Origin of the sequence: Pseudomonas sp. B21-010 (assembly GCF_024749325.1) — a bacterium.
GTDB classification, from domain to species: domain Bacteria; phylum Pseudomonadota; class Gammaproteobacteria; order Pseudomonadales; family Pseudomonadaceae; genus Aquipseudomonas; species Aquipseudomonas kilonensis.
The window spans coordinates 722,615-748,988 of the sequence record NZ_CP087198.1 but is presented as its reverse complement, the minus strand read 5'-3'; the positions used below and the strand labels follow the sequence as shown (position 1 = coordinate 748,988).

The window sequence follows — 26,374 nt, the reverse complement described above, 5'->3', positions numbered from 1 at the left end:
GCCCCAATGTGGCGCACCTCCTCGCACCAGCCCCCGCATTGCGTTCACTCATGGTGCAACCGCTCGAACACGTCCCACGCCAACCCCGCATTTCAAATGCCTTCCCCCAACCGGGCACACCCCTTGCAAAAGCGCTTTCAGCGTTTGCATCTGCCCTCAAAAAAAATTCATAAGTCCACGGAGATCGCACAATGAAGCGTCGTAGCTTGATCAAGGCTTTTACACTCTCGGCAAGCATTGCCGCGATGGGCATGGCCTGGACCGTCCAGGCCGCCGAAACCATCAAGGTCGGCATCCTGCATTCGCTGTCCGGCACCATGGCGATCTCCGAGACGTCCCTCAAGGACATGGCGTTGATGACCATTGATGAGATCAACGCCAAGGGTGGTGTGAACGGCAAGAAGCTTGAAGCGGTGGTCGTGGACCCGGCGTCGAACTGGCCGCTGTTCGCCGAAAAGGGCCGTCAGTTGCTGACCCAGGACAAGGTCGCCGTGGTGTTCGGCTGCTGGACGTCGGTGTCGCGTAAATCCGTGTTGCCCGTGTTCGAAGAACTCAATGGGCTGCTGTTCTACCCGGTGCAATACGAAGGTGAAGAGATGTCGCCAAACGTGTTCTACACCGGCGCAGCGCCGAACCAGCAGGCGATTCCGGCGGTGGAATACCTGATGAGCGAAGAAGGCGGCAGTGCCAAGCGTTATTTCCTGCTGGGCACCGACTACGTCTACCCGCGCACCACCAACAAGATCCTGCGCTCGTTCCTGCACTCCAAAGGGGTGGCGGACAAGGACATCGAAGAGGTCTACACCCCGTTCGGCCACAGCGATTACCAGACCATCGTGGCCAACATCAAGAAGTTCTCGGCTGGCGGCAAGACCGCGGTTATCTCCACGGTCAACGGCGACTCCAACGTGCCGTTCTATAAAGAACTGGCGAACCAGGGCCTGAAAGCCACCGACGTACCGGTCGTGGCGTTCTCGGTGGGCGAAGAGGAACTGCGCGGCATCGACACCAAACCGTTGGTGGGTAACCTGGCGGCGTGGAACTACTTCGAATCCGTGGAGAATCCGGCGAACAAGAAATTCGTCGATTCCTGGAAAGCCTACGCCAAGGCCAAGAACCTGCCAGGCGCCGACAAAGCCGTGACCAACGACCCGATGGAAGCCACCTACGTCGGCATCCACATGTGGGCGCAAGCCGTGGAAAAAGCCAAGTCCACCGACGTCGACAAAGTCCGCGAAGCCCTGGCCGGCCAGACCTTCGCCGCACCATCGGGCTACACCCTGACCATGGACAAGACCAACCATCACCTGCACAAGCCAGTGATGATCGGCGAGATCCAGGCCGACGGTCAGTTCAACGTGGTATGGCAGACCGAAGGCCCGATCCGCGCGCAACCGTGGAGCCCGTTCATCGCCGGCAACGACAAGAAGCCTGACTATGCGGTGAAGAGCAACTGAGCCCATGGGTGTCGGCCCCCAATCCCCGGGTCGACACACAACCCCTGTGGGAGCGAGCTTGCTCGCGATAGCGGCGGATCAGCCAGAAGACATGTGACTGACACACCGCTATCGCGAGCAAGCTCGCTCCCACAAAAAAGCACCGCGCAAGGCCTAGCATATGCCCACCGCCCTTTACCGCCTCATCCTCGCCCTGGTGCTGCTGTTGCCACTGGAGGCCCACGCCGGTGACGCCGAAGACTTCGTCGCCGCCAACCCGACCCAGCAGGCCAAGCTCCTGGAGACCTGGGCCGCGCAGCCGGAGCCGGAACGCGTCGAACTGATCAACGCCCTGCAACAGGGCCAGTTGACCGTCGACGGCCAACCCAAGACCCTGCGTCTGAACAACCGCTTGCGCGGGCTGATCGAAACCGCCCTCGCCAGCCATCAATTGCTCGCCGTCGATGCCCGCGTACGCCTTGGCGCGGCGCAGCAACTGCAAAAAAGTGCCCGCCCGGCGCAACTGGCGTTTCTCGACCGGCAACTGGCCGGCGAGCAGGACGAAGATGTACACGCCGCCCTGAGCCTGGCCCTGGCGAACCTGCAACTGGTAGACGCCAACCCGGGCGTACGCCTGGCCGCCGTCCGCCTGCTGGGGGAAACCGGCGATCCATTGGCCCGCACACGCCTGGAAGGTTTGCTCGAACCCGGCGTCGAAAGCGATGCCAGTGTGCGCACCGCTGCCGAAACCAGCCTCAGCCAGGTCAAGCGCAAACTCCTGGTGGGCGAGTTGCTGGGCCAAGCCTTCAGCGGCATGTCCCTGGGTTCGATCCTGCTGCTCGCCGCCCTCGGCCTGGCCATCACCTTCGGCCTGCTGGGGGTGATCAACATGGCCCACGGCGAGATGCTGATGCTGGGTGCCTACTCCACTTATGTGGTGCAGATGCTGTTCCAGCGCTTCGCCCCGAACACCATCGAGTTCTATCCGCTGATCGCCCTGCCGGTGGCATTTTTCATTACCGCCGCTATCGGCATGGCCCTGGAGCGCACGGTGATTCGCCACCTCTACGGGCGGCCGCTGGAAACCCTGCTCGCCACCTGGGGCATCAGCCTGATGCTGATCCAACTGGTGCGCCTGGTGTTCGGCGCGCAGAACGTCGAAGTCGCCAACCCGGCCTGGCTCTCAGGCGGCATTCAGGTGTTGCCGAATCTGGTGCTGCCATACAACCGCATCGTGATCATCGCCTTTGCCTTGTTCGTGGTGGTGCTGACCTGGCTGTTGCTGAACAAGACGCGCCTGGGCCTGAACGTCCGCGCGGTGACGCAGAACCGCAACATGGCCGCCTGCTGCGGCGTGCCCACCGGGCGGGTGGACATGCTCGCCTTCGGCCTCGGCTCGGGCATCGCCGGGTTGGGCGGCGTGGCCCTGAGCCAGATCGGCAACGTCGGCCCGGACCTGGGCCAGAGCTACATCATCGACTCGTTCCTGGTGGTGGTGCTCGGCGGCGTCGGCCAGTTGGCCGGTAGCGTGTTCGCCGCGTTCGGCCTGGGCATCGCCAACAAGATCCTCGAACCGCAGATCGGCGCCGTGCTCGGCAAGATCCTGATCCTCGCGCTGATCATTCTGTTCATCCAGAAGCGTCCGCAAGGCCTCTTCGCGCTCAAAGGACGGGTAATCGACTGATGAACCAGCCCCTGATGCTCACGGCCACGCAAAAGGCCGGTCCCAAAATTACCCTCGTCGTCGGCATGTTGATCCTGGCCGTGCTGTTGAGCCTGCCGCTACTGTCGCTGCTGGCGGCGGACAATCCGCTGCACGTCTCGGCGTATACCCTGACCCTGGTGGGCAAGATTCTCTGCTACGCCATCGTCGCCCTGGCCCTCGACCTGGTCTGGGGCTACGCCGGCTTGCTCTCCCTGGGCCACGGCCTGTTCTTCGCCCTGGGCGGCTACGCCATGGGTATGTACCTGATGCGCCAGGCCGCTGGCGATGGCTTGCCGGCGTTCATGACCTTCTTGTCGTGGACCGAGCTGCCCTGGTACTGGGCCGGCACCGACAGTTTCCTCTGGGCCATGTGCCTGGTGGTGCTGGCGCCGGGTTTGCTGGCGTTGGTGTTCGGTTTCTTCGCCTTCCGTTCGCGGATCAAGGGCGTGTATTTCTCGATCATGACCCAGGCCCTGACCTTCGCCGGGATGCTGTTGTTTTTCCGCAACGAAACCGGGTTTGGCGGCAACAACGGCTTCACCAATTTCCGCTCGATCCTGGGCTTTGGCATCACCGAGCCGGGCACCCGTGCGGTGCTGTTTTTCGCCACGGTGTTATTGCTGGTGGCGAGCCTGTTCATCGGCTGGCGCCTGGCCCGCAGCAAGTTCGGCCGGGTGCTGACGGCCCTGCGCGACGCGGAAAACCGCCTGATGTTCTGCGGTTACGATCCCCGTGGTTTCAAGCTGTTCGTCTGGGTGTTGAGCGCGGTGTTGTGCGGCCTGGCCGGGGCGTTGTACGTGCCGCAGGTGGGCATCATCAACCCCAGCGAAATGTCGCCGACCAACTCCATCGAGGCCGCCGTGTGGGTCGCCCTTGGCGGGCGCGGCACGCTGATCGGACCGCTGCTGGGTGCCGGCGTAGTCAACGGCATGAAGAGCTGGTTCACCGTGGCGTTTCCTGAGTACTGGCTATTTTTCCTCGGTGCGCTGTTCATCGTCGTGACCCTGTATCTGCCCAAGGGCGTGATCGGTCTGCTGAAGAAAAGAGGTGAACAATGAGAATCACAGCGAGTGCCGAATTCATGCTCGAACCCGCCTTCTTCCCGCCGGAACCCAACCAGGACGCTGGCAGCAGCCGCGACGCCATCGGCCTCGGCCAAGCGGCCGGCGTGGGCCTGAACACCCGCCACGGCACCATCCTGACCCTGGAAGACATCAGCGTCAGTTTCGACGGTTTCAAGGCCTTGAACGATTTGAACCTGTACATCGGCGTCGGCGAGTTGCGCTGCATCATCGGCCCCAACGGCGCCGGCAAGACCACGCTGATGGACGTGATCACCGGCAAGACCCGCCCCAGCCATGGCAAGGCCTGGTTCGGCGAAACCCTGGACCTGACCAGCATGAGCGAAGTGGCGATCGCCCAGGCCGGCATCGGTCGCAAGTTCCAGAAACCCACGGTGTTCGAAGCGTTGAGCGTGTTCGAAAACCTGGAGCTGGCGCTCAAGACCGACAAATCGGTGTGGGCCAGCCTGCGGGCGAAACTAACTGGCGAGCAGCACGATCGCATCAGCGAAGTGCTCGAGACCATCCGCCTCACCACCTCGGTCAACCGCGCCGCCGGGTTGCTGTCCCACGGGCAGAAGCAGTTCCTGGAGATTGGCATGCTGCTGGTGCAAGACCCGCAATTGCTGCTGCTCGACGAACCGGTGGCGGGCATGACCGACGCCGAGACCGAGTTCACCGCCGAGCTGTTCAAGTCCTTGGCGGGCAAGCATTCGCTGATGGTGGTGGAGCACGACATGGGCTTCGTCGGCGCGATCGCCGACCACGTCACCGTGCTGCACCAGGGCAGCGTGCTGGCCGAAGGGTCGCTGGAACAGGTGCAGGAAAATGAGCGGGTGATCGAGGTGTATCTCGGTCGCTAGACCTGCAAACACTGTTCCCCTGTGGGAGCGAGCCTGTGGGAGCAAAGCTTGCTCGCGATAGCAGCGCCTCGGTCCATCGGAAGGACCGCGTTATCGTTCATCGCGAGCAAGCTTTGCTCCCACAGAAAGGTATTGCTTCTACAGAAAGCTATTGCTCCCACAGGGGATTTGAGGGGAATTCAAGACATGCTGCAAGTCGACAAACTGCACCAGTACTACGGCGGTAGCCACATCCTGCGGGGCCTGTCGTTCGACGCCAAGGTCGGCGAGGTGACCTGCCTGCTGGGGCGCAACGGCGTAGGCAAGACCACCCTGCTCAAATGCCTGATGGGCCTGTTGCCGGCCAAGGAAGGTGCGGTGAATTGGGAAGGCAAAGCCATCACTACGTTCAAGCCACACCAACGGGTGCATGCCGGCATCGCCTACGTGCCCCAGGGCCGGGAGATTTTCGGGCGGCTGACGGTGGAAGAAAACCTGCTGATGGGCCTGTCGCGCTTTCCCGGCTCCGAAGCCAAGGAAGTGCCGGCATTCATCTACGAATTGTTCCCGGTGCTGCTGCAAATGAAACAGCGTCGTGGCGGTGACCTGTCCGGCGGCCAGCAACAGCAGCTCGCCATTGGCCGAGCCCTGGCCAGCCGTCCGCGCCTGCTGATTCTCGACGAGCCCACCGAAGGCATCCAGCCCTCGGTGATCAAGGAGATCGGCGTGGTGATCAAGAAACTGGCGGCCCGGGGCGACATGGCGATTTTGCTGGTGGAGCAGTTCTACGACTTCGCCGCCGAGCTGGCCGATCAGTACCTGGTGATGTCCCGGGGCGAGATCGTGCAGCAGGGCCGTGGAGAAAATATGGAAACCGAGGGTGTGCGCGGGCTGGTTACGATCTAGCCTTAGCGTCCCGACGATCATTAGAAAATCATGAATCTACCTGTTTCGTCATCAGCCCTGTTCACCCCCAGCTGGCACGCCGAGCTGGACTTGGGTTATGCCCGATTCGGCGACTGCACACGTCCGGTACAGCGCCGCCACAAAGGTCCGCTGCGGGTGCAGAAGCACTTGTACGCCGAGGGCCCCGAAGTGTGCCAGCACATCATCGTCCACCCGCCCGGCGGGATTGCCGGCGGTGACCGCCTGGACATCTCGGCCCACGTCGGCCCGGGCGCCTGGGCGCAGTTGACCAGCCCGGGCGCGGCCAAGTGGTATCGCGCCGCCGGCCCTGCGTACCAGCAGTTGACCCTGAGCGTGGCCCCCGGCGCGACCCTGGAATGGCTGCCCCAGGAAACCATCGTCTTCAGCGCGGCCCAGGCCGAACTCAGCACGAGCATCGACTTGCAGGGCGACGGGCGCCTGTTCTACTGGGACATGGTTGCCCTCGGCCGACCGGCCAGCGGCGAGCGGTTTGACCTGGGGCACTTTCAATCACGGCTGGACATTCGCCGCGACGGCCAGTTGCTGTGGCACGAGCGCCAGCGCATTGTGGGCGGTGATGGGTTGCTCGACTCACCCATCGGGCTGGGCGGCGATCCGGTGTTCGCCACGTTGCTGGTGACCGGCGAGATCGACAGCGAATTGCTGGAACACTGCCGATCCCTGGGCCATGCCGTGCGCGGCGACCTGACCCAATTACCCGGCCTGGTCGTGGCCCGCTGCCTGGCGAGCGAGGCGTTGCTGGCGCGGGGGTGGTTGATTGAGTTGTGGCGTTTACTCAGGCCTGCATTGCTTGGCAGAGAGGCCGTGCCACCCCGAATCTGGAGCACATGAATCTGCTTTTCCTGTGGGAGCGAGCTTGCTCGCGATAGCGGTGTATCAGCCAACGGCTATGTTGAATGTTCGATTGCTATCGCGAGCAAGCTCGCTCCCACAGTGGAATGGGTTTACAGCGAAAATTTTTTATCTGCCCTTATGGATTGCACATGGACCTGACCCCACGCGAAAAAGACAAGCTGCTGATCTTCACCGCTGGCCTCGTCGCCGAACGACGGTTGGCCCGTGGCCTGAGGCTCAACTACCCGGAGGCCATGGCCTACATTTCCGCGGCCCTGCTCGAAGGCGCCCGTGACGGCCAGACCGTCGCCGAGCTGATGCACTACGGCACCACGCTGCTGAGCCGCGAGCAGGTGATGGAAGGCATTCCGGAAATGATCCCCGAGATCCAGGTCGAGGCGACGTTTCCCGACGGCACCAAACTGGTCACCGTCCACCAACCCATCGCCTGAGGCCACGCCATGACTTACCGCGTGCGTGACGCCCAACTGGCGGACCTGCCAGCGATCCGCGATATCTACAACAACGCGGTACTGAACACCACCGCGATCTGGAACGAACAGGCCGTGGACCTGGGCAATCGCCAGGCGTGGTTCAGCGCCCGACAATCCCAAGGCTATCCGGTGCTGGTGATGGTCGACGCCGAGGAGAACGTGCTCGGCTACGCTTCATTCGGCGACTGGCGGCCTTTCGACGGTTTCCGGCACACCGTGGAGCATTCGGTCTACGTCCGCCGCGACCAGCGCGGCAATGGCCTCGGCCCGTTGTTGATGAGCGCATTGATCGAGCGCGCCAGGGCCTGCGGCAAACACGTGATGGTCGCCGCCATCGAGAGCGGCAATGCCGCCTCGATTCGCCTGCACGAGCGCACAGGTTTCGTCACCACCGGGCAGATGCCCCAGGTGGGTACCAAGTTCGGCCGCTGGCTGGATCTGACTTTCATGCAGTTGGTCCTCAATCCCGGGGCGCAACCGCCCGTCTTCGACAAGGAGTGATGCCTATGAACCCCGCCCAGTTACGTCGTGTCCACGCTGAAAGCTTTGCGCATTATCGCCAGGGCCTGATCGATCTGTTGCTCGACGCCGTCGGATACGGCGCCAGCGTGGGGTTCCTGGCCGATCTCGATGCCGACCAGGCCCGCGCCTATTTCGACGAGGTCCAGGCCAGCCTCAACCAGGGCCACCTGCTGCTGTGGGTGGTGGTCAAGGATGAACAGGTGCAGGCCAGCGTCCAGCTTGCCCTGTGCCAGAAGCCCAACGGCCTCAACCGCGCCGAAGTGCAGAAGCTGCTGGTGCGCGGCGAGGCCCGCCGCCGTGGCCTGGGCCAGCAATTGATGAGTGCCCTGGAACTCGGCGCCCGCCAGCACAAGCGCGGCCTGCTGTACCTCGACACCCAGGCCGGCTCCGAGGCCGAGGCGTTCTACCGGGCCATGGGCTACACCCGCGTCGGCGAGCTGCCCGACTACTGCCAGAGCCCGGACGGGACGTATACCGCGACCACCATTTACTACAAGACTTTGGGGCAACCGCAATGATTCCAGGGCAATACCAGGTCCAGCCTGGCGACATCGAACTCAACGTCGGTCGCCGCACGCTCACGCTGAACGTCGCCAACAGCGGCGACCGGCCGATCCAGGTCGGTTCGCACTATCACTTTTTCGAAACCAACGACGCCCTGACCTTCGACCGCGCCGCCAGCCGCGGCATGCGCTTGAACATCCCGGCCGGCACCGCAGTGCGCTTCGAACCAGGCCAGAGCCGCGAGGTGGAGCTGGTGGACCTGGCCGGGCATCGCCGGGTGTTCGGGTTTGCCGGGCGGGTCATGGGCGAATTGGACTAAGCGTCAGCTCGTTCCCACGCTCTGCGTGGGAATGCATCCCGTGACGCTCCGCGTCACACAAGCGGACGCAGAGCGTCCATGGCGGCATTCCCACGCAGAGCGTGGGAACGATCAGGAAAGCACATGAAGATTTCGAGACAAGCCTACGCCGACATGTTCGGCCCCACCGTCGGTGACAAGGTCCGCCTGGCCGACACCGAGTTGTGGATCGAAGTGGAAAAGGACTTCACCACCTACGGCGAAGAAGTGAAATTCGGCGGCGGCAAGGTGATTCGCGACGGCATGGGCCAAAGCCAGCTGCTGGCCGCCGAGGTCGTCGACACCTTGATCACCAACGCGCTGATCATCGACCACTGGGGCATCGTCAAGGCCGATGTCGGCCTCAAGGACGGCCGCATCGCGGCCATCGGCAAGGCCGGCAACCCGGACATCCAGCCCGACGTGACCATCGCCATCGGCGCCAGCACCGAAGTGATCGCCGGCGAAGGCATGATCCTCACCGCCGGCGGCATCGACACCCACATCCATTTCATCTGCCCCCAGCAGATCGAAGAAGCGCTGATGAGCGGCGTCACCACCATGATCGGTGGCGGCACCGGTCCCGCCACCGGGACCAACGCCACCACCTGTACCTCCGGCCCATGGCACCTTGCGCGCATGCTCCAGGCCGCCGATGCCTTCGCGATGAACATCGGTTTCACCGGCAAGGGCAACGCCAGCCTGCCGGAGCCGTTGATCGAACAGGTCAAGGCCGGCGCCATCGGACTGAAGCTGCACGAAGACTGGGGCACCACCCCGGCCGCCATCGACAACTGCTTGAGCGTGGCCGACCAGTACGACGTGCAGGTAGCGATCCACACCGACACCCTCAACGAATCGGGCTTCGTCGAAACCACCCTCGCCGCCTTCAAGGGCCGCACCATCCACACCTACCACACCGAAGGTGCCGGTGGCGGTCATGCGCCGGACATCATCAAGGCCTGCGGCTTCGCCAACGTGCTGCCCAGCTCCACCAACCCGACCCGGCCGTTCACCCGCAACACCATCGACGAACACCTGGACATGCTGATGGTCTGCCATCACCTGGACCCGAGCATTGCCGAAGACGTGGCCTTCGCCGAAAGCCGCATCCGCCGCGAGACCATCGCCGCCGAAGACATTCTCCATGACCTCGGTGCCTTCTCGATGATCAGCTCCGACAGCCAGGCCATGGGCCGCGTCGGCGAAGTCATCACGCGCACCTGGCAGACCGCCGACAAGATGAAGAAACAACGCGGCGCCCTGCCCGGCGACGGCGAAGGCAACGACAACTTCCGCATCAAGCGCTACATCGCCAAGTACACCATCAACCCGGCGATCACCCACGGCATCAGCCATGAAGTGGGCTCCATCGAAGTGGGCAAGTGGGCCGACCTGGTACTGTGGCGCCCAGCGTTCTTCGGCGTCAAGCCGACGTTGATCCTCAAGGGCGGGGCGATTGCCGCCAGCCTGATGGGCGACGCCAACGCCTCGATCCCGACGCCGCAACCAGTGCACTACCGACCGATGTTCGCCAGCTTTGGCGGCTCGCGGCATGCCACCAGCCTGACCTTCATCAGCCAGGCCGCCGCCGAGGCCGGGTTGCCGGAACAGCTTGGGCTGAAGAAGAAAATCGCCGTGGTCAAAGGCTGCCGCGATGTACAGAAAACCGACCTGATCCACAACGATTACCTACCGAGCATCGACGTTGACCCACAGACCTACCAGGTCAAGGCCGACGGCGTATTGCTGTGGTGCGAACCGGCCGAAGTGCTGCCGATGGCGCAGCGCTATTTCCTGTTTTGATCCTGTGGGAGCGAGCTTGCTCGCGATAGCGATGGTTCAGCTTGCATACGTGTTGAATGTGCCGCCGCCATCGCGAGCAAGCTCGCTCCCACATTTTTTCGGGGTCGTCTTATAGGTCCGTGCTTTCCACCAGCGCCTCCAGCTCCTCTTCGGTCAATAACTGGATCAGCTCCGCTTCCTTGACCTTGTGTTGCAAGCCCAGTGCCTCGGATTGGCTGACATAGTCGGGCTCCTCCAGGGTTCCGGCCGCTTTCGCCTCATCCAGCTCAAGCTGATCGGCGATGAGGGCATCATTCATCGCCTGGAAAAGGCTCGCGCGGTTTTGCTTCACGTAATCGATCCAAAAGTCCCGGCCAACCAGCGACTGCAATTGCTTCGGTGAATCATCCAGCGCGATGATCGCGGCTGCCGCCGCATTGAGCATCTCTGCCGTAACGCCGGCCATCTGGATAAATCGCCCACCCTTGGGCTGTCCGGGCAGTTCCAGTCGATCCTTGAGACCGACCCGGTAGGCCAGGCGCACCTCTACTTCTTCGATCTGCCTGATGAGCCGGTTCTTCTGCGCGGTGGTGAGATCCCGGCGGGCATTGATCGTGTCACGCCGCTGCTGGATATCCTGCAGGGCAATGCGCTCCACTTCGTCGAGGCGAAACAGCCCCTTGGCCAGCCGGATCAGCGCCACAGCCTCCTGTTCTCCCACCGTCAGGGCCTTGGCGTTGTGGATCATCAATTTGATTTCCAGGTAGCTGAAGGACAACGCGGCGCGATCCTCACACGCCGGCGCGCCAGCCAGGTCGAACAGTTCACGCCGCAACTCGGTGCAATCCCTGATCGCTTCAAGCATCTGCCAGACACGCGCCTGGAGGTCCGGATAATTTTCCACTTCCTGGTAGGAGCCGGCCAATCGGTTCAACAGCTGAAAAAACTCCCTGGATTGGGCTTCAGCCTTCAGGCTTTGCCACAACGCCTTTTTGTCCTGCAATTGCTCCGTGGGCAGGTCTCGCAACCATAGATCCACATTCGACAGCCTTTGCGCCGGGGCAGGCTCAAACGCACCGTGCAAACGCAAGGCCACCCATTCGGGATGCAATGGGAAAAGGTTCGTCCAGTAATCACGCAAGCGCTGCTGGGTCGCCTCGCTCAACGGATTACCTTGGATCAGGGTCACGCCATTGACACGTGCCGTGGCATGAGCACGCTCGGCTGGCGGGGAAGTCAGATCAGCCGGCACATCGGTCAGTTGGTTGTTGCGTAAATCAATCTGTTCCAGCGGCTGATCGCGCAAACCGATAGGCCAGGTGTCAATTCCAGTGTCCCTCAGACTCAATCCGCGCAGGTTGGTCAGAGGGCTGAAGTCCGGTAACCGGCCCAGCGAATTATGATCCAGGTTGAGAATTTTCAGACTGGCACGCCCCTCCAGGATCTGAATGCCGCGGGGTGTCAACCTGATTTGATTCGACCGCAACTGCAGCCTGGTCAAACCATTCATCAACCCCAGCGATGCAGGAATATCGGTCAACCTGTTGCTGGACATGTCCAACCAGCGAAGCGAGGAGAAGCCCGTGAGGAATCTGTCGCAGGAGGATTCCGACAACCTCATGTCTCGAAGCTTTAGCGAGGCCACATGGCTAAAGTCGGCCGACAGGCCCGGCAACGTTCCTACGTCCTGCCCACTCAAATCAAGCTCATACCCGACCCTGCTGCCATCCACCGCCGTAACGACCGGCGTCTGGCGCCTCCAGCACCGTTTGATGCGCTCAGCCACCCCTTGCCTGACCGCTGGCGGCACCCGCCGGATACGGTCATTACCCACATCCAGCATCAGGGGGAGGCTGGCCCAGTGATCCAGCTCCCGGCGCAGCGTATCCAACTCGATTTTACGCCGCTTGAGTTCCGGAACGGCTTCATCACCCAAGGACCGCAGCAGGCTCTGGACTTGCTCGCTCGTATAGTCCGGGTACAAGTCCAGCACCCGACGTTCCCGCGACCGGCCCAGGCCCAGCCGGTCCCGTACCCCACTCATGGGATAGCCAACCTTGCCCGAAGCCAGGCGCATCGGCGACTTGAAGGAGGGTTTGAGCGGTGGCATTTTCAAGAGCTGCGCCAGCGCGACTTGGTCTAATGGTGTTGCACCAATAGCCGCTTGCAAGAGATTGCCCTGATGCATCGAAGGCCGGCCCATGGCCTGACGCTCGGCATCCGGGAGGGCATGTTGCAAGGCATCGTAGAGACTCCCCCAGTGGCTCAGGTCATTGCCTTTGTCGTCAAAGGCCTTGTAACGATCATCGTCATTGACCACGATCTTGGTCTGCGTCGGGTCTTGTGGCCCGATACTCCCGATCACAACGCCTGAAACGTCATCTTCGCGCAGCTCGATGCGCACCGTATCACTCCAACCGGGCAAGGTTTTCAAGGTCGCCAACGCCAACCGAGGCGTGTCAGCCGTGGCCAGCGTTTCACGGTGTAAACCTTCGTATGCCCGGTTCAAACGCAGCGCTCGCTGGTAGTCACGCAGCTCCTCGGCGATGCGCAGTGGGATGGGTTTGGTCTGGGTGGCATCCGTGAAGTCCCAAGCGGCCATCTGCTGATGCTCGGTCGGGCTGGCAAACGCTACTATCTGGTCGATTGCCGCCGCCGGAACCGAGGGGAAACGGGATTTGATCAGCGTTGCACGCGGGTCGCTCGACACGTCACCTTTGGCGTAATGATCGTTGAACAGTTGCACCTTTTCGCGCGCCACCACGGCGACGAGTTTTTTGCGCAACTGCCGGACCCGAGCGTCCATATTCGTTTTCGCAATCGCCGGGGTCGTACCGACCAACAGGTCGCCCCCCGCAGCATCCACCGCCTGGATCAGATTCTTCAGCACCGAAGGCGTGCGGACTTTCCCCTCGGGGATGATGACATCTCGAAACGGGGCGCCCCCTTCCGATGGACGAGCATATTCCCAAAGCGTCTTGCCCGAGCCGTCGACCACCGTCAATCTCAGCCCCTTTGGCCAAGGACCGTAGCCAGCGAGTAGATGCAGCTGGGTCATCGGATCGGCTGCTTCATACCGCAGCGGGTCTTCGCTTTGCAGTTGCTCAATGAAACGGTCGACTTGTCGGCACAGGTCGAAGCGCTTGATCGTGTCGGCCAGCAAAGCAGGCATCGGCTCGCCCTCGACATGCAGCCGCCGCAGCACCTCCTCGCTCGTACCACTGGCCGTGCGGATCTGCTCCAGATCAGCGTCACTGAAATCCTTGACGCAATGGCCGAGTCGGCGCATCAACGTCGCCCCCTCCCAGCTTCGCGGCTGTTCCAGTTCATGGCTCCAGGCACCTCTGCCGTTGTCCGTCAGCCCGGGCTGATAAGCGTCCGGCCCCCGGGAAGGGTGACGAATGCGATAGCGCCGGGTCGTCGGATCCTGTTGCACCTCGTAATGCTGGCCGTCCAGCGGCACAACGTCCCGGCCATCGACCCGGTACAGCCCTTGAGCATCCGGAACCGAGGTCGCGGGTGGTTCCCGCACACTCTGATAAGGCGTCAGGTCGGGGCGCCAGAGGTGTGATTCACCGTTGGCCAGTTGGACCGGCTCCAACTGATCCACCGTGCTCGACCATTGAATGTGCGGCAACACCGCCGCGCCGGTGGCGACGAATGCCGTGTTGAGGGCCACGCTTGAGAAGTGCGCCCACATTTCCCTGGTCTCCCCGCGCTCGAACGCTTCGATGCCCTCGAACGCTTCGTTGAACATCTGCACGGCGCCTACCGTCAGCATCAGCGGCCCAAGCCCTGGCACCACGAACGCTGCCAGGTTGAAGACATCGATCACGGCATCCAGGTAACTGTCCAGACGCGCCAGACGGGCTTTTTTGTCTTCGTCACCGGTGGGCACCGCCACTGCGCGGGCATTGAGCTGGATCTTCTGGATTTGCCTGAGACGCAGCGATTCCCATAAAGGTTCGGGAAAGGCTGCCGTTGCCATGGGCAGATTCCGCAACGGCGATTTGAGAGGGAAATCGACCTGATCATCTGCCTCTGTGGAAGATTGATAGAGGTGGTTGAACCGCTCGAAAAAAGCGCCTTGCTGACGCAACGGCACAAAACGACTGAAGAATCGCCGGTAAGCGATACCGTGCAGGCGCCGCCGAAGATCGACCATGAATTCAGCGCTGGAGGCATATTCCTTGAGAGGCTGTTCGGGATCGCCCGGCATATAGGCCACGACCCGCTCCGCCCGGCGACTGCTTTCACGGTCGGGGCCGATCAGCACTGGACCAACCAGCTCGATACCGAAAATGCTCAATGAGGTGAACGTCACCGCCCGGCCATCAAGCAAGATCGCACGTTGGTCGCTGACCACTTGCTGCAACATTCGGTAGACGGCCACGCTGATGTCGCCCTTGGCCCTGGCCACCTCGACACACAACGCCAATCCCTCTTTGTGATGGTCGCGCAGTTGGCGATCCAACTGGCGGCGTACCTCGTGGTTGATCGGCCGTACGATGGCGTTGATGTGTTCTTGATACCGGCGTCCCAGGTCCAGTTTGCGGCACAGCCTGGCAAAGGCCTCGGGCGCGATCGGCAACTCCCCGGCGCGAAAGGCGTTGATAGAAGGAATAACCTCGCCACCATAAAACGGACGCACCGTGGTAATGAGGCTGCAGTCGGTGCAGCCGGGTTTGTTCTCTTCGTCGGGCTCGAAATTGGCCAGCGCGGCCTCCAGCAGCGAAGTGCCGCGGTATTCGTAGCGATCGAAATGACTGCCCTCGTTATCGAGGACGAGCGCGCCGAAAAAATCATCGCGCATCTTGAGCCCATACTTGCGGACGAAATACACCTGCTTGACGTTCAGTGTTTGCTTGAATTCAGTCTGGATCGCCTGGGTAAGCAGCGGCTCGGCAAAGGCGCGGATGTCCTGGATGTTGCCCAGCACATTGTCGATCTGGTTCAGGGTTTCGCGGTAGCGGGAGTGACTGTGCTTGAGGCTGGTCCTGGTTTCGTGGGAAGTCTTCACGTACCAGTCTGGAAGTTCCAGCTCATGGTCGCTCAACTCCTGCTGACGCTGCATGATAGCGCCGCTGTACCAGCCGGGAATACGGGCCTTGAGCAGGTCCAAGTGCAGGCCGCGGCCTTCGGGGCGCACGGGGGCAAGAATCGGTTCTGGCATATCGGGTCATCCTTGATGGTGGAAAACCCGAGCCTAACCAGCCTTTCAGCGGTGAGTGCGGTAACTATCTATCGCTCTTTCGATCCGAATGTCGTCCTGACCCGCACCATTCATTCCACCCAACGCCCCAGTTGCTGACGCAGCCGACGGTTCTCGGCCCGCAGTTGCTGGACTTCTTCCAGCAGGTCCAGCGCCAGGGCGACGCCTTCCCATTCCAGGTCCAGGTCGTGTCGCAGCTTCGCGGCACGCTTGGCCAGGAGCAGTTCGTAATCGGTGAAGCGCCAGTCTGTCGGCACCGTGCCTTCGGGCTCGAGGATCCCATGTTCGACGATTTCGATGACATGGACATCCGCCAACGCGGCGGCCTCGCAGAACTCCCTCAGGTTCAGTTCAATGATCGGGTTACTCATGGTCTGCTTCTCCCAATGCTGTAACTGTGTAGGAGCGTAGGAGCTGACGAGTGGAACGAGGCTGCGATCTTTCCACTACCCATTGAGTCTAGAGCGAAAGATCAAAAGATCGCAGCCTCGTTCCACTCGTCAGCTCCTACGGACGATGTTCAAAGACCGGCCGTGTTCAGAAGTTCTCCCGCGGATCGAACGCGGCTTTCTTCGCCAGTTCCGCCCACAACGCCTTGACCGCCTCGTCGCTGGCCTTGGGCATCACGGCCTTGAGCTGCACGAACAGGTAGCCGCGCTCGCCGGCCTTGTTGCGCAGGCCGTGGCCCTTGGCGCGCATGCGCTGGCCGTTCTGGCTGCCGGCCGGAACCTTGAGGTTGATCTTGCCGGTGAGGGTCGGCACCGCCACTTCGGTGCCCAGCGCCAGTTCCCACGGTGCCAGGGGCAAGGTGATGATCAGGTCCTGGCCTTCGACGTCGAACTTGGGGTGTGGCGCGAAGCGAATGGTCAGGTACAAATCGCCATTGGCGCCGCCACCGATACCTGGCGCACCCTGGCCCTTGAGGCGGATGCGTTCGCCGTCGGTCACGCCCAGTGGAATCTTCACGTTCAGGCTTTTGCTGGTGTTGCTCACGTGCTGGCCGGCCGCGTTGTACTGCGGCACCTGGAAGCTGACCTTCTTCGACTCGCTCGACAGGGTCTCTTCCAGGAAGATCGCTAATTCCATTTCCACGTCTTGCCCTCGACGGCCGGCGCTGCGACCTGACTGTCCGCCACCGAAACCCGGCCCGTGATTACCAAAAATCGAACTGAAGAAGTCCGAAAAGTCCCCGGTGTCCTGGCCGCCAAAACCACCACGGCTCTGCCAACCCGGCGGGCCCTGGAACGGCTGGCCGTGCTGGCCGTAGCGGCGCAGGTCGTCGTATTCGGCGCGCTTGTCGGCGCTTTTCAGCGCTTCATAGGCTTCGGAGACGTCCTTGAACTTGGTCTCGGCGTCCTTTTCCTTGCTTACATCCGGGTGGTACTTGCGCGCCAGTTTGCGATAGGCGGCCTTGATCGTGGCGTCGTCAGCCGTCGGCTCGACACCCAGGATCTTGTAATAATCTTTGAAGTCCATTGAAGGATCACCATCCGTTATCGATATAGCACCGCCATGCACAGCATGCTCGTGGTACAAGCCCCGGAGTTTGACCAATCTCAAGGTTTGTGACCGGACGGTGCGTCAGAAGTTTATCGGCAGCCGGTGGCGGTTCTTGTACCCGCCCTGTGCTACCAGGCCCATGCCAGCAAGTTTGGGGGTGTAAGCCTGTCTTTCAAGGCCGGCGTTTGCGAATTAGCAGATAACCGGCCTTCGAATCCGCGCCGCACTGACATACACTGCGCGGCCGTTTTTTCAACTGGAACCCGAAAGACATGAAAAACGCATCCCCGGCCCGTGCCTGCGGCATCGACTTTGGCACGTCCAACTCCACTGTCGGCTGGCTGCGCCCCGGCATGGAAACGTTGATCGCGCTGGAGGACGACAAGATCACCCTGCCTTCGGTGGTTTTTTTCAATCTCGAGGAACGTCGCCCGGTGTATGGCCGCCTGGCCCTGCACGAATACCTGGAAGGCTACGAAGGCCGGCTGATGCGCTCGCTCAAGAGCCTTCTGGGCTCCAAGCTGATCAAGCACGACACCAGCGTGTTGGGCACGGCCATGCCGTTCAAGGATCTGCTGGGGCTGTTCATCGGCCAGTTGAAGAAACGCGCCGAAGCCACCGCCGGTCGGGAATTCGAAGAAGTGGTACTGGGTCGCCCGGTGTTTTTCGTCGACGACGATGAAATGGCCGACCAGGAAGCGGAAAACACGTTGGTGGACGTCGCCCGCGCCATCGGTTTCAAGGAGGTTTCGTTCCAGTACGAACCTATCGCAGCGGCATTCGACTATGAATCGACCATCGAGAAAGAAGAGCTGGTGCTGATCGTCGACATCGGCGGCGGTACTTCGGACTTCTCCCTGGTGCGCCTGTCCCCCGAGCGCCGCACCCACGACAACCGCCACGACGACATCCTCGCCACCGGTGGCGTGCACATCGGCGGGACCGATTTCGACAAGCAACTCTCGCTGGCCGGCCTGATGCCGCTGTTCGGCTACGGCAGCCGCATGAAGAGTGGCGCCTACATGCCCACCAGTCACCACATGAACCTGGCGACCTGGCACACCATCAACGCGGTGTACTCGCAAAAATCCACCCTCGCCCTGGGCAGCATGCGCTACGACATCGAAGACACCGGCGGCATCGACCGGCTGTTCAAGCTGATCGAACAGCGCGCCGGGCACTGGCTGGCGATGGAAGTGGAAGAAACCAAGATCGAGCTGACCCACGCCGACCAGCGCCATTTGCTCCTGGACCGGATCGAGCCGGGCCTGAGCGTGGACCTGAGCCGGGCCTTGTTCGAGTCGGCCATCGACGGCTTGCTGGAGCGGGTACGCGGCAGCGTCACGCAGTTGCTCAACGATGCCAACGTGCGGGTCGATCAGGTCGACACGGTGTTCTTCACCGGCGGTTCCAGCGGCATCCCGGCGCTGCGCAACAGCGTCTCGGCGATGCTGCCCCAGGCGCGACATGTGGAAGGCAATATCTTCGGCAGTATCGGCAGCGGGTTGGCGATCGAGGCGATGAAGCGGTATGGGAGCCAGGTCTGATCCCAGACCGAGGCGTCTGAATCGCGAGCAAGCTCGCTCCCACAGTTGACCGCATTCACTCGGTTAACTGTGGGAGCGAGCTTGCTCGCGAAAGCGGTAGACCAGGCAATACAACTGCCCGATCAGACCATCCCCACCTGCTTCAACTCACTCTTGAGATACGCATAATAAATCGGCCCCGCCACCACCCCCGGCAGGCCGAATGCGGCTTCGAATACCAGCATCGCCATGAGCAACTCCCAGGACTTGGCGCTGATCTGCCCGCCGACGATGCGGGCATTGAGGAAGTACTCGAGCTTGTGGATCAGGATCAGGTAGCCCAGCGCCGCCACCGCCACCCAGATCGATATCGACAGGCCGACAATGGTGATCAGCGTGTTGGACATCAGGTTGCCAATGACCGGCAGCAGCCCCAACAGGAACGTCATCACGATCAGGGTCTTGGTCAGCGGTAGCTTGATGCCGAACAGCGGCAGCACCACCGCCAGGAAAATCCCGGTGAAGAAGGTGTTGAGCAAGGAAATCTTGATCTGGGCGAAGACGATGTTGCGAAACGCCTTGACCAGCAGGTTCAGGCGATCGAACAGCGCCGCGGCCAGGGGCTTGCGCTTGGTCAGGTCGGGGATGCGCTGCAGGGCAACGATGGCCCCCAGCACCATGCCGATGAGCAACGTCACGAACATGTGGGCCGCGTCCTTGCCCACCAGTTGCAGGTCGCTCAGGTGCTTGCTCACCCAGTCACCGATCGCCACCCGGAACTCGGCGGCGCTGGCCGGCAGGTAAGCGTCGATGAACGGCGGCAATTGCCCGCGGGCACGGTCGACCACGGTCATGAACTTGTCCAGGGACGCGCCTGGATTTTCCGCTTCATGCAACAGGAAACTGATGGCGCCGGCGAAGATCAGCGTCAGCACACTGACCACCAGCGTGCCCAGCAACGCCACCGCCAACCAACGGGCACGGCGGCCTTCGATCAGTCGCTGCAACTGCGGGGTGAGCATGTTGACCAGTTCGAACACCAGCAGCCCGGCCAGCAGGCTCGGCAACAGGCGCAGCGGCAGCACCAGCAACAGCCCACCAAAAATGATCACCCAACTGATCACCAACAACACATGACGCTGAGAAAACGTTGGCATACAGCCTCAGGACAAAACGGCGTGAAAGGATCGGCAGTCTGCCAGCCTTCCACTGGCAGCACTAGGGATTGTATCGGCCGACCTTAGTCGCAGTTCAGGGTTTTTTTTGCGGTGGCTGTGCCGGCCCCATGGGTTCAACGCTTATTTCTTCTTCAGGCAATCACTCATGAACGCTTTGCGGGCATCGCCCTTCAACGCCTGGGTGGTGGCGGTGGCGTTGCAGGTTTTCATACGTTCCTGCGGGGTGCTCGGTGCAGCGGTAGCCTTGAGACAGGTGCTCATGAACGCCTTGCGCTCGTCGCCCTTGAGCGTCTTGGCGGTGGCGTCGGCGTTGCAGGTGGTCATCTTGGTCTGCTGCGCCGTCGCGGCGAAGCCCTGGGAACACAGTAGCAAACCAATCATCAACAGAGGGACACGCAGCATCTTCATGATGTTTCTCCTGGCTGCCACACGAGGGTGTGGCGATGAGGTGCAGTGTAGACAAAGCCTGTTACACCTTCACCAGGTAGATTCTCTGGGCCTGATCTACCGCTTTCGCGAGCAAGCTCGCTCCCACAATGGACCTAGCAACACCAATCCACTGTGGGAGCGAGCTTGCTCGCGATGAACGATAATGCGGTCCTCCTAACGGGCTACACCCCGGCAGCCTTCAACCGCTCGGCATGCTCGACAAACAACCGGATCGGCTCGGCCCCCTTGCCCACCAGTCCCAGCGATTGGTTGACGACATCGAAGTGGTCCAGCGGATAGTCATCGCCGATGACCGTGCCCAGGTGCGAGCTGTAGCGTCCGACCATGCCGTCGCATTGCCCCGCTTCCCTCACAAACGTACGCGCAAATAAACGGCAGCTGCGGTTAGTGCCGTCGAACAGGTTGCGCCCTTTGTCGGTCTTGCCCGGCTGCAAGGTGCCGGACCACGAGTAATAACGCACGCCATTGACCTCTTCCGGTCCATTCCCGCCCCAGGTTGCCGGCAGGCCCTGTGGATAACGTTGATTGAACAGCGCCACCCCGGCGGTGGTCAGGGAGGCATGGGAGGCGTGAATATCCACCGGCAGCTTCGGCCCGCGATAGCCGGTTTCCAGCAGGCTCATCAGGGCGCTGATCAGGCGCAGCACGGCACTGAGCACGCGCCCCTTGGCACTGTCGGCGGGGTAATGGGCTTGCAAGTAATCCGCCAGTTCGGAGCCGTGGTTGGTGCCGGCCACCGAGGTGACCGACGCCACCAGGTCCGGGCGTTTGGCGGCCGCATAGCGGGCGGTGAGGCTGCCCTGGCTGTGGCCGATCAGGTTGACTTTCTGCGCACCGGTTTGCCGCAGTACCTCCTCGATCCGCGCCAGCAATTGCTCGCCGCGCACCTCGGAAGAATGCAGCGGCGAAACCTTCACTGCCACGACCACGGCCCCGCCGCGACGCAACGCCGAGACGATCCCATACCAGTACGGATACAACACCAGGCGGATGAACCCGAGCATGCCCGGGACCAGTACCAGCGGATAACGAGTGGCGCAGCGTTGCGACATGGCGACATCCTTGTGATCAAGAGCGATCAGCATCGGTATCGATGATGACCAGTCTATGACACCCAGATGAATCCGTGGCCAGAGCTTGCTCCCGTTGGGCTGTGCAGCAGCCCCTCTCAGAAGGACCGTGCCAGGGCCAGCAAACGCTCCTCGGCCTCGGCGCAGGACAACGCAAAGCTGCGCTCGGCCGATTCTTCGCCTTCCGCCGCCACCACCGTCACATCGGTGATGCCGATAAACCCCAGGACGGTGCGCAACAGCGTGTCGGCGTGGTTCATGCTCTCCAACGGGCCGCCAGGCCCGAAACCGAAATCGCCGCGACTGGTCACGATCAGGGCTTTCTTGCCCAGCAACAGCGGCTCGTAGTGCGACACGCCATTATCCAGGCTGTGGTTGAACGTCAGCCCGATGCGCACGATCTGGTCGATCCAGGCCTTCACGCCGCTGGGCACGCTGAAGTTGTGCATGGGCGCGGAGATCACCAGTCGGTCATGGGCTTGCAACTCCTCGACCAAGGTATCGCTCAGGGCCAGGTCCGCTTGCATGATCAACGGTCGAGCCTGGGGCTCAGGATAGAACGCTGCGGCGATGAACGCTTCGTTGACCGGCGCAATCACCGTCCGTCCAACTTCGCGACGGGTCAATTGGGATTGTGGATGGGCGACCTGCCACGCCGAAACAAAGGCCTCGGCCAGGCGCCGGGAATGAGAACGCTCGCCACGGGGGCTGCCATGCACCACAAGAATCTTGCTCATCTGAATCTCCTTTTATGCGGCTACAATAAACATTGCTTGTGCCTTGCAGCTTGAAGTCTGGCGTTGCTTCCAGACAAATGAGCGCAAGTTCATCTGGATGAGTTAATTTCATCCATCGCATTTCAGGAGAATTAGGATGTTCGCCAACCTGCCGCTCAACGCCCTGCGCGCTTTCGAGGCAGCCGCGCGACTGCTCAGTTTCAAGGCGGCCGCGGCGGAGCTGTCGGTGACGCCTACGGCGGTCTCCCATCAGATTCGATCCCTGGAGAGCTGGCTGGGGCTGGCACTGTTCGAACGCCTGCCACGCCAGGTGCGCCTCACCGAGGGCGGGCAACGCTTGTTCCACAGCCTGCACGGGGCGTTGCTGGAGGTAGCGCAAAGCGTCGACACCCTGCGCCCGCAACGCAGCACCAGCCACCTGACCCTGTCCACCACCGCAGCGTTTGCCGCCCTGTGGCTGGTGCCTCGCCTCGGGCGTTTTTATGCACGTCACCCGAACATCAACGTGCGCCTGGACACCCACTGCGAAGTGATCGACCTGCACCAGGACGCCAGCGTCGACCTGGTGGTGCGCTACAGCCTGGACGCCTACCCGAACCTGTACGGCATGTGCCTGTTCGATGAAAGCTTCGGGGTCTATGGCTCGCCTGAACAGGTGGCCCTGGCGACACGGCAGGTCCCGACGCTGATCAGCGTGCATTGGCACAACTCCAAGCTGTACGCCCACGGTTGGGATGCCTGGTGCACCCAGGCCGGGGAAACCTGGCTCACCCGGCAGCCGTGCATGCGCGAGTACGACGAGGAGCATTACGCCTTGCAAGCGGCGATTGCCGGGCAGGGCCTGGTGCTGGCGAGCAATATCCTGGCTTCCGAAAGCATCGCCAGCGGCTTGCTGGTGGGCTATCGCCCGGACGTCCAGGTCAATGGCGCCGGCTACAGCGCCCTGTGCGTCCCGGGCCGCGAACGCCATCCGCCGGTGCGGGCATTCTTCCAGTGGCTAGGGGAGGAAGCACGGCTGTCGGGGTTTCCCCCAGTGTTTGCTATGTCGCAGGCGTAGGAGCTGCCGAAGGCTCGGGCCGCGTTCGGACGATCTTTTGATTTTGCTCTTTCGGCGTTCGCTCATGACTCAATGGTCTGGGGCAAGATCGCAGCCTCGTTGCACTCGGCAGCTCCTACACGGGGTCATTTCATAAAACTTTTTGCCTCGCTCATCACTCCCACCTTAAGAAGTGATCGCGCCATCAGAGCGTGACGCCTCAACCGGATCAGCCTCCAGGAGAACGAGATGAGCGACATGCACTTATCCGATGTAACCACCCTGCGCGAACGGGCACGGCAGAACGTGCAGAACGGTGCAGTGACCGAAGGCTACGGTGCCGATCGGCAGGAAGTCATCCGCCTGCTCAACGAATCGCTGGCCACCGAACTGGTCTGCGTGCTGCGCTACAAGCGCCACTACTTCATGGCCACCGGCCTCAAGGCCAGCGTGGCGGCCAGCGAATTCCTCGAGCACGCGAACCAGGAAGCCGAACACGCCGACAAACTCGCCGAGCGCATCGTGCAGCTGGGCGGCGAGCCGGAGTTCAACCCCGACCTGTTGACCCGCAATTCCCACGCCCAGTACGTAGCGGGCAACACCCTCAAGGAAATGGTGTACGAGGACCTGGTGGCCGAACGGATCGCCATCGACAGCTATCGGGAAATCATCCAGTACATTGGCGAAAAAGACCCGACCACCCGGCGCATCTTCGAAGACATCCTGGCCCAGGAAGAAGAGCATGCCGATGACATGGCCGACATTCTGGCCGATCTCTAATACCGCCATCGCGAGCAAGCTCGCTCCCACAGGGGACCGCATTCTTTCTGGAAGAATGCGGTCAAAATGTGGGAGCGAGCTTGCTCGCGATGAGGCCCGTCGCCTCACCGCAAGCCTGGCTTATCGGGTGGGCTTGACCGTCACCGGCGCCTTGCCCGCCTTCATCTGCTCCAGCAGCGGCGCGCACTGGTTCGGCTCACCGCCGCTAGGCGCCACCAGCGCCAGCAACCCCGCCGCCGGCGCGGCGATCACACCCAACGCCACCATCCCGGCGCCGCGCAGCATCAGCGGCACCGCCTTGACCCCGGCGGCGGGCTTGGCGAACGGGCCCCGGACGTACAACGGCGAGCGCAGGGAAATCAGGCGCCAGCCCTTGGACTCGGGGGTAACGGTCAGGTCCAGCTGTTCATTCGCCATGTTCGCCGTGCCGTCGATGTAGATGATCGCGTTCTCGGTGTCGAACACGAACAGGCGCGTGGTGGCCAGGCCGGTCTTGATGTCGAAGTCCGCCGCCGCGCAGTTGATCTTCACTTCCTTGTCGCCAAAGATTTTCCCCACCACGTAGTTGCCGACGTTCAGCCCCGCCAACTCCATCAGCTCACGACTGATGGCGCCATCGTTGATGAGCATTTTCAACGTGCCATTGGAGGTGCCCAGCAACGTCGCCACCGAATTGCCGCGCCCGGTGATGTCGGCATCGCCATTCAGTTCGCCGAAGCTGGTTTTCATCGGCTCAAAACCCGGGAACAGCTGCTTGAGTTTGAAGCCACGCGCCGTCAATTTCGCCTGGCCTTCAAGGGGCTGGGCATGGCCGTTGAGGCGGATCTGCGCATCGAGGCGCCCACCGGCCACGCCAAAGCGCAGGGGCTCGAGGCTCAACTGCCCATCGTTGAGCACCAGATGGGTATACAGGTCGGTGAATGGCAACTGCTCGCTATGGACAATGCGCTTGCCGGTGAACTCCACATCAGCGTCCATCATGCTCCAACGCTCGGTGCGAAACTCTTCCACGGGCAAGACCTTGTCGGCTGGCTGCTTGCTGGCGCCGCCACGGGCCTTTTGCTCGGTATTGGAGTCAGCACCGATCAGCGGCGCCAGGTCGCTGAACAGCAGTTGGTTGGAGACCAGCGCGCCACTGAGTTTCGGCCGGGGCTGACTGGCGACATAAGCCAGGTCGCCATGGATATCGCTATCGCCGATCTTGCCGTTGAACGCCTCATAGCGAAACAGCGCCCCACCCGGCTCATGCAGCTTGGCAATCAAGTGGCCATCGGTGGCATAAGGCGGCGAATCCGGCAGGGTCACGCCGGTCAGCGGGTAGAGATGAGCCAGGCTTTTGCCGGCCAGCTTCAGGCGCAAGTCCAGGGCCCCGAGATTCATCGGGTCGGTGAGGGTGCCGGCCAGTTCGACGCGGGTCTCGGCGATCTTCGCCTGGGCCTGGAGCGGAAAGGGTCGTGACGCATCCTGCAAGGCCAGCAAACCACCAACCTTGCCGGAGCCGGCCAGGTTTTGCCCGTGATACTGCCCGTTGACCTTGAAGGCGAACGCGTAGTCCTGCGGCGTCGCGCCCTGGTCCTGGGCCTTTTTGGCAGCTTTGTCACCGACGATATCGCTGAACGGGATGGGTTTGCCCAACGGGTCGATCAACAGATCGAGCCGGGTCTTGAGCGTCTGGTCGTCAAGGGTCACGTGGCCCTTGTCGAAGCCGATGGCGCCGATGTCCACCACCCAGCTGGACGGCTCGGCGTCCGGCTCTTTCGGATCGAATTGGAAGGTCCAGTTGGCGCGCCCGTCAGCCAGGCGTTGCAGGTTGGCGTCGGGCTCCGTCAAGTCGATGCGCGGAATCGCCACCCGCCGGGCCAGCAGGGCCAAGGGCGATACGCGCAACTCAACACGTTTCAGCGTGACCATTTGCGGGTTTTTCGACCAATCCGGGTTGCCCAGGCTCAAGTCCTCGGCCACCACATGGGGCCACGGCATCCAGGCTCGCCAGCCCCCTTCCTCCGGCTCACGCTGCCAGGCAACCGCCAAATTGCCGTTGATGGCAAAGGGGCGATGCAACTCCTCGGAAACCTTGGCATTGAGCGTGGGCTTGATGCGGTTCCAGTCGAAGAAGGCGATGACCAGGACCAGCACGGCCAGCAGGACAACAAGGCTGGCAAAGCTCCAGGTGAGGATTTTCGAGGTGCGCTTCATGCACAAGGCTCCTGATGACAAGTCAGCGTTCGCAACCGCGACGCCGCTGGGAACACGACCCTGCAGTCGGTTCGTTATGAAGGGTTGGACTGATAAAGCAGCCCACAGGTGCCGATGAACGGCACAAAAAAATGCAATATTCCTGACCGATCAGACAACAAACTGTTACCGCGTCCGCACATTTGCGAGGCAGCGATGGGTACAAAATACCCACCTCGGTG

22 protein-coding genes are annotated in these 26,374 nt (G+C 62.0%); 14 read left to right on the top strand and 8 right to left on the bottom strand.

Features of this window, described 5'->3' with window-relative positions; genetic code table 11:
- The first annotated feature begins 191 nt into the window (after positions 1-191).
- The 11 genes from urtA (at position 192) to ureC (ending at position 10,489) form a co-directional block, all read left to right on the top strand.
- Positions 192-1,457, top strand: a complete 1,266-nt coding sequence (gene urtA, locus LOY50_RS03245) for an urea ABC transporter substrate-binding protein (protein ID WP_014336360.1) — start codon at positions 192-194, stop codon at positions 1,455-1,457.
- Between the two features lie 160 nt (positions 1,458-1,617).
- Entirely contained in the window at positions 1,618-3,120 is a 1,503-nt protein-coding gene (gene urtB, locus LOY50_RS03240; RefSeq protein ID WP_258690280.1) for an urea ABC transporter permease subunit UrtB, read from the top strand.
- On the top strand, positions 3,120-4,199 hold the full coding sequence (urtC, locus tag LOY50_RS03235) for an urea ABC transporter permease subunit UrtC (RefSeq protein WP_258690279.1): 1,080 nt from the start codon (positions 3,120-3,122) through the stop codon (positions 4,197-4,199). Before urtB ends, urtC begins: the two co-directional genes overlap by 1 nt.
- Positions 4,196-5,065: an urea ABC transporter ATP-binding protein UrtD gene (gene urtD, locus LOY50_RS03230; RefSeq protein WP_214511413.1), complete on the top strand. Its 870-nt coding sequence runs from the start codon at positions 4,196-4,198 to the stop codon at positions 5,063-5,065. The genes urtC and urtD overlap by 4 nt, the downstream gene beginning before the upstream one ends.
- Positions 5,066-5,251: 186 nt before the next feature.
- A complete protein-coding gene (urtE, locus tag LOY50_RS03225) occupies positions 5,252-5,950 on the top strand; it encodes an urea ABC transporter ATP-binding subunit UrtE (protein ID WP_253471314.1) in 699 nt (232 codons plus the stop codon).
- Positions 5,951-5,980: 30 nt separating this feature from the next.
- Positions 5,981-6,823: an urease accessory protein UreD gene (locus LOY50_RS03220; RefSeq protein WP_253471312.1), complete on the top strand. Its 843-nt coding sequence runs from the start codon at positions 5,981-5,983 to the stop codon at positions 6,821-6,823.
- A gap of 152 nt (positions 6,824-6,975) precedes the next feature.
- Complete coding sequence (gene ureA, locus LOY50_RS03215) at positions 6,976-7,278, top strand: urease subunit gamma (protein WP_116834063.1); 303 nt, start codon at positions 6,976-6,978, stop codon at positions 7,276-7,278.
- A gap of 9 nt (positions 7,279-7,287) precedes the next feature.
- The gene (locus LOY50_RS03210; protein WP_258690278.1) at positions 7,288-7,821 is read left to right on the top strand and encodes a GNAT family N-acetyltransferase; all 534 of its coding nucleotides are present in this window, start codon (positions 7,288-7,290) and stop codon (positions 7,819-7,821) included.
- Between the two features lie 5 nt (positions 7,822-7,826).
- On the top strand, positions 7,827-8,360 hold the full coding sequence (locus LOY50_RS03205; protein ID WP_018611882.1) for an N-acetyltransferase: 534 nt from the start codon (positions 7,827-7,829) through the stop codon (positions 8,358-8,360).
- On the top strand, positions 8,357-8,665 hold the full coding sequence (locus LOY50_RS03200) for an urease subunit beta (RefSeq protein WP_046064368.1): 309 nt from the start codon (positions 8,357-8,359) through the stop codon (positions 8,663-8,665). Before LOY50_RS03205 ends, LOY50_RS03200 begins: the two co-directional genes overlap by 4 nt.
- 123 nt (positions 8,666-8,788) lie before the next feature.
- Entirely contained in the window at positions 8,789-10,489 is a 1,701-nt protein-coding gene (ureC, locus tag LOY50_RS03195) for an urease subunit alpha (RefSeq protein WP_018611880.1), read from the top strand.
- A gap of 109 nt (positions 10,490-10,598) precedes the next feature.
- Here ureC and LOY50_RS03190 read toward each other — a convergent pair whose 3' ends face one another.
- From LOY50_RS03190 to LOY50_RS03180, 3 genes are all read right to left on the bottom strand, one after another.
- A complete protein-coding gene (locus LOY50_RS03190; RefSeq protein ID WP_258690277.1) occupies positions 10,599-15,641 on the bottom strand; it encodes an NEL-type E3 ubiquitin ligase domain-containing protein in 5,043 nt (1,680 codons plus the stop codon).
- Between the two features lie 110 nt (positions 15,642-15,751).
- Positions 15,752-16,051 (bottom strand): chaperone modulator CbpM, encoded by a 300-nt coding sequence (locus tag LOY50_RS03185; RefSeq protein WP_253471306.1) that lies wholly within the window; start codon positions 16,049-16,051, stop codon positions 15,752-15,754.
- 166 nt (positions 16,052-16,217) lie between these two features.
- Positions 16,218-17,156: a DnaJ C-terminal domain-containing protein gene (locus tag LOY50_RS03180; RefSeq protein ID WP_258690276.1), complete on the bottom strand. Its 939-nt coding sequence runs from the start codon at positions 17,154-17,156 to the stop codon at positions 16,218-16,220.
- Positions 17,157-17,452: 296 nt separating this feature from the next.
- On the opposite strand from LOY50_RS03180, the gene LOY50_RS03175 reads away from it, so the two are divergent.
- Entirely contained in the window at positions 17,453-18,727 is a 1,275-nt protein-coding gene (locus LOY50_RS03175) for an Hsp70 family protein (protein ID WP_253471302.1), read from the top strand.
- Between the two features lie 122 nt (positions 18,728-18,849).
- On the opposite strand, the gene LOY50_RS03170 is transcribed toward LOY50_RS03175, so the two are convergent.
- The 4 genes from LOY50_RS03170 to LOY50_RS03155 all read right to left on the bottom strand — a co-directional run bounded on the left by LOY50_RS03170 (position 18,850) and on the right by LOY50_RS03155 (position 22,141).
- Positions 18,850-19,863: an AI-2E family transporter gene (locus LOY50_RS03170; RefSeq protein ID WP_214511419.1), complete on the bottom strand. Its 1,014-nt coding sequence runs from the start codon at positions 19,861-19,863 to the stop codon at positions 18,850-18,852.
- Between the two features lie 141 nt (positions 19,864-20,004).
- The gene (locus tag LOY50_RS03165; RefSeq protein ID WP_258690275.1) at positions 20,005-20,292 is read right to left on the bottom strand and encodes a PsiF family protein; all 288 of its coding nucleotides are present in this window, start codon (positions 20,290-20,292) and stop codon (positions 20,005-20,007) included.
- 203 nt (positions 20,293-20,495) lie between these two features.
- Positions 20,496-21,386: a triacylglycerol lipase gene (locus tag LOY50_RS03160; protein ID WP_258690274.1), complete on the bottom strand. Its 891-nt coding sequence runs from the start codon at positions 21,384-21,386 to the stop codon at positions 20,496-20,498.
- A gap of 116 nt (positions 21,387-21,502) precedes the next feature.
- Positions 21,503-22,141, bottom strand: coding sequence for an FMN-dependent NADH-azoreductase (locus tag LOY50_RS03155; protein ID WP_253471296.1), 639 nt, complete (start codon positions 22,139-22,141; stop codon positions 21,503-21,505).
- 136 nt (positions 22,142-22,277) lie between these two features.
- On the opposite strand from LOY50_RS03155, the gene LOY50_RS03150 reads away from it, so the two are divergent.
- Positions 22,278-23,198 carry a LysR substrate-binding domain-containing protein gene (locus LOY50_RS03150; RefSeq protein ID WP_253471295.1) on the top strand — a complete coding sequence of 307 codons (921 nt, stop codon included), beginning with the start codon at positions 22,278-22,280 and terminating at the stop codon, positions 23,196-23,198.
- 228 nt (positions 23,199-23,426) lie between these two features.
- The gene (locus tag LOY50_RS03145; RefSeq protein ID WP_214511424.1) at positions 23,427-23,957 is read left to right on the top strand and encodes a bacterioferritin; all 531 of its coding nucleotides are present in this window, start codon (positions 23,427-23,429) and stop codon (positions 23,955-23,957) included.
- A 120-nt stretch (positions 23,958-24,077) separates the two neighbouring features.
- Here the strand turns inward: LOY50_RS03145 and LOY50_RS03140 are convergent, their stop codons facing one another.
- Positions 24,078-26,153: an AsmA family protein gene (locus tag LOY50_RS03140; RefSeq protein WP_258690273.1), complete on the bottom strand. Its 2,076-nt coding sequence runs from the start codon at positions 26,151-26,153 to the stop codon at positions 24,078-24,080.
- Between the last annotated feature and the right edge of the window lie 221 nt (positions 26,154-26,374).

Bases quoted from the DNA above. Each gene is read 5' to 3' on its own strand.
- LOY50_RS03150 (WP_253471295.1), top strand. From the start codon at position 22,278: ATGTTCGCCAACCTGCCGCTCAACGCCCTGCGCGCTTTCGAGGCAGCC.
- LOY50_RS03165 (WP_258690275.1), bottom strand. From the start codon at position 20,292: ATGAAGATGCTGCGTGTCCCTCTGTTGATGATTGGTTTGCTACTGTGT.
- LOY50_RS03170 (WP_214511419.1), bottom strand. From the start codon at position 19,863: ATGCCAACGTTTTCTCAGCGTCATGTGTTGTTGGTGATCAGTTGGGTG.
- LOY50_RS03185 (WP_253471306.1), bottom strand. From the start codon at position 16,051: ATGAGTAACCCGATCATTGAACTGAACCTGAGGGAGTTCTGCGAGGCC.
- ureA (WP_116834063.1), top strand. From the start codon at position 6,976: ATGGACCTGACCCCACGCGAAAAAGACAAGCTGCTGATCTTCACCGCT.
- LOY50_RS03145 (WP_214511424.1), top strand. From the start codon at position 23,427: ATGAGCGACATGCACTTATCCGATGTAACCACCCTGCGCGAACGGGCA.
- LOY50_RS03200 (WP_046064368.1), top strand. From the start codon at position 8,357: ATGATTCCAGGGCAATACCAGGTCCAGCCTGGCGACATCGAACTCAAC.
- urtC (WP_258690279.1), top strand. From the start codon at position 3,120: ATGAACCAGCCCCTGATGCTCACGGCCACGCAAAAGGCCGGTCCCAAA.
- LOY50_RS03160 (WP_258690274.1), bottom strand. From the start codon at position 21,386: ATGTCGCAACGCTGCGCCACTCGTTATCCGCTGGTACTGGTCCCGGGC.
- urtE (WP_253471314.1), top strand. From the start codon at position 5,252: ATGCTGCAAGTCGACAAACTGCACCAGTACTACGGCGGTAGCCACATC.
- LOY50_RS03190 (WP_258690277.1), bottom strand. From the start codon at position 15,641: ATGCCAGAACCGATTCTTGCCCCCGTGCGCCCCGAAGGCCGCGGCCTG.
- urtB (WP_258690280.1), top strand. From the start codon at position 1,618: ATGCCCACCGCCCTTTACCGCCTCATCCTCGCCCTGGTGCTGCTGTTG.
- urtA (WP_014336360.1), top strand. From the start codon at position 192: ATGAAGCGTCGTAGCTTGATCAAGGCTTTTACACTCTCGGCAAGCATT.
- urtD (WP_214511413.1), top strand. From the start codon at position 4,196: ATGAGAATCACAGCGAGTGCCGAATTCATGCTCGAACCCGCCTTCTTC.
- ureC (WP_018611880.1), top strand. From the start codon at position 8,789: ATGAAGATTTCGAGACAAGCCTACGCCGACATGTTCGGCCCCACCGTC.
- LOY50_RS03155 (WP_253471296.1), bottom strand. From the start codon at position 22,141: ATGAGCAAGATTCTTGTGGTGCATGGCAGCCCCCGTGGCGAGCGTTCT.
- LOY50_RS03205 (WP_018611882.1), top strand. From the start codon at position 7,827: ATGAACCCCGCCCAGTTACGTCGTGTCCACGCTGAAAGCTTTGCGCAT.
- LOY50_RS03140 (WP_258690273.1), bottom strand. From the start codon at position 26,153: ATGAAGCGCACCTCGAAAATCCTCACCTGGAGCTTTGCCAGCCTTGTT.
- LOY50_RS03180 (WP_258690276.1), bottom strand. From the start codon at position 17,156: ATGGACTTCAAAGATTATTACAAGATCCTGGGTGTCGAGCCGACGGCT.
- LOY50_RS03220 (WP_253471312.1), top strand. From the start codon at position 5,981: ATGAATCTACCTGTTTCGTCATCAGCCCTGTTCACCCCCAGCTGGCAC.
- LOY50_RS03175 (WP_253471302.1), top strand. From the start codon at position 17,453: ATGAAAAACGCATCCCCGGCCCGTGCCTGCGGCATCGACTTTGGCACG.
- LOY50_RS03210 (WP_258690278.1), top strand. From the start codon at position 7,288: ATGACTTACCGCGTGCGTGACGCCCAACTGGCGGACCTGCCAGCGATC.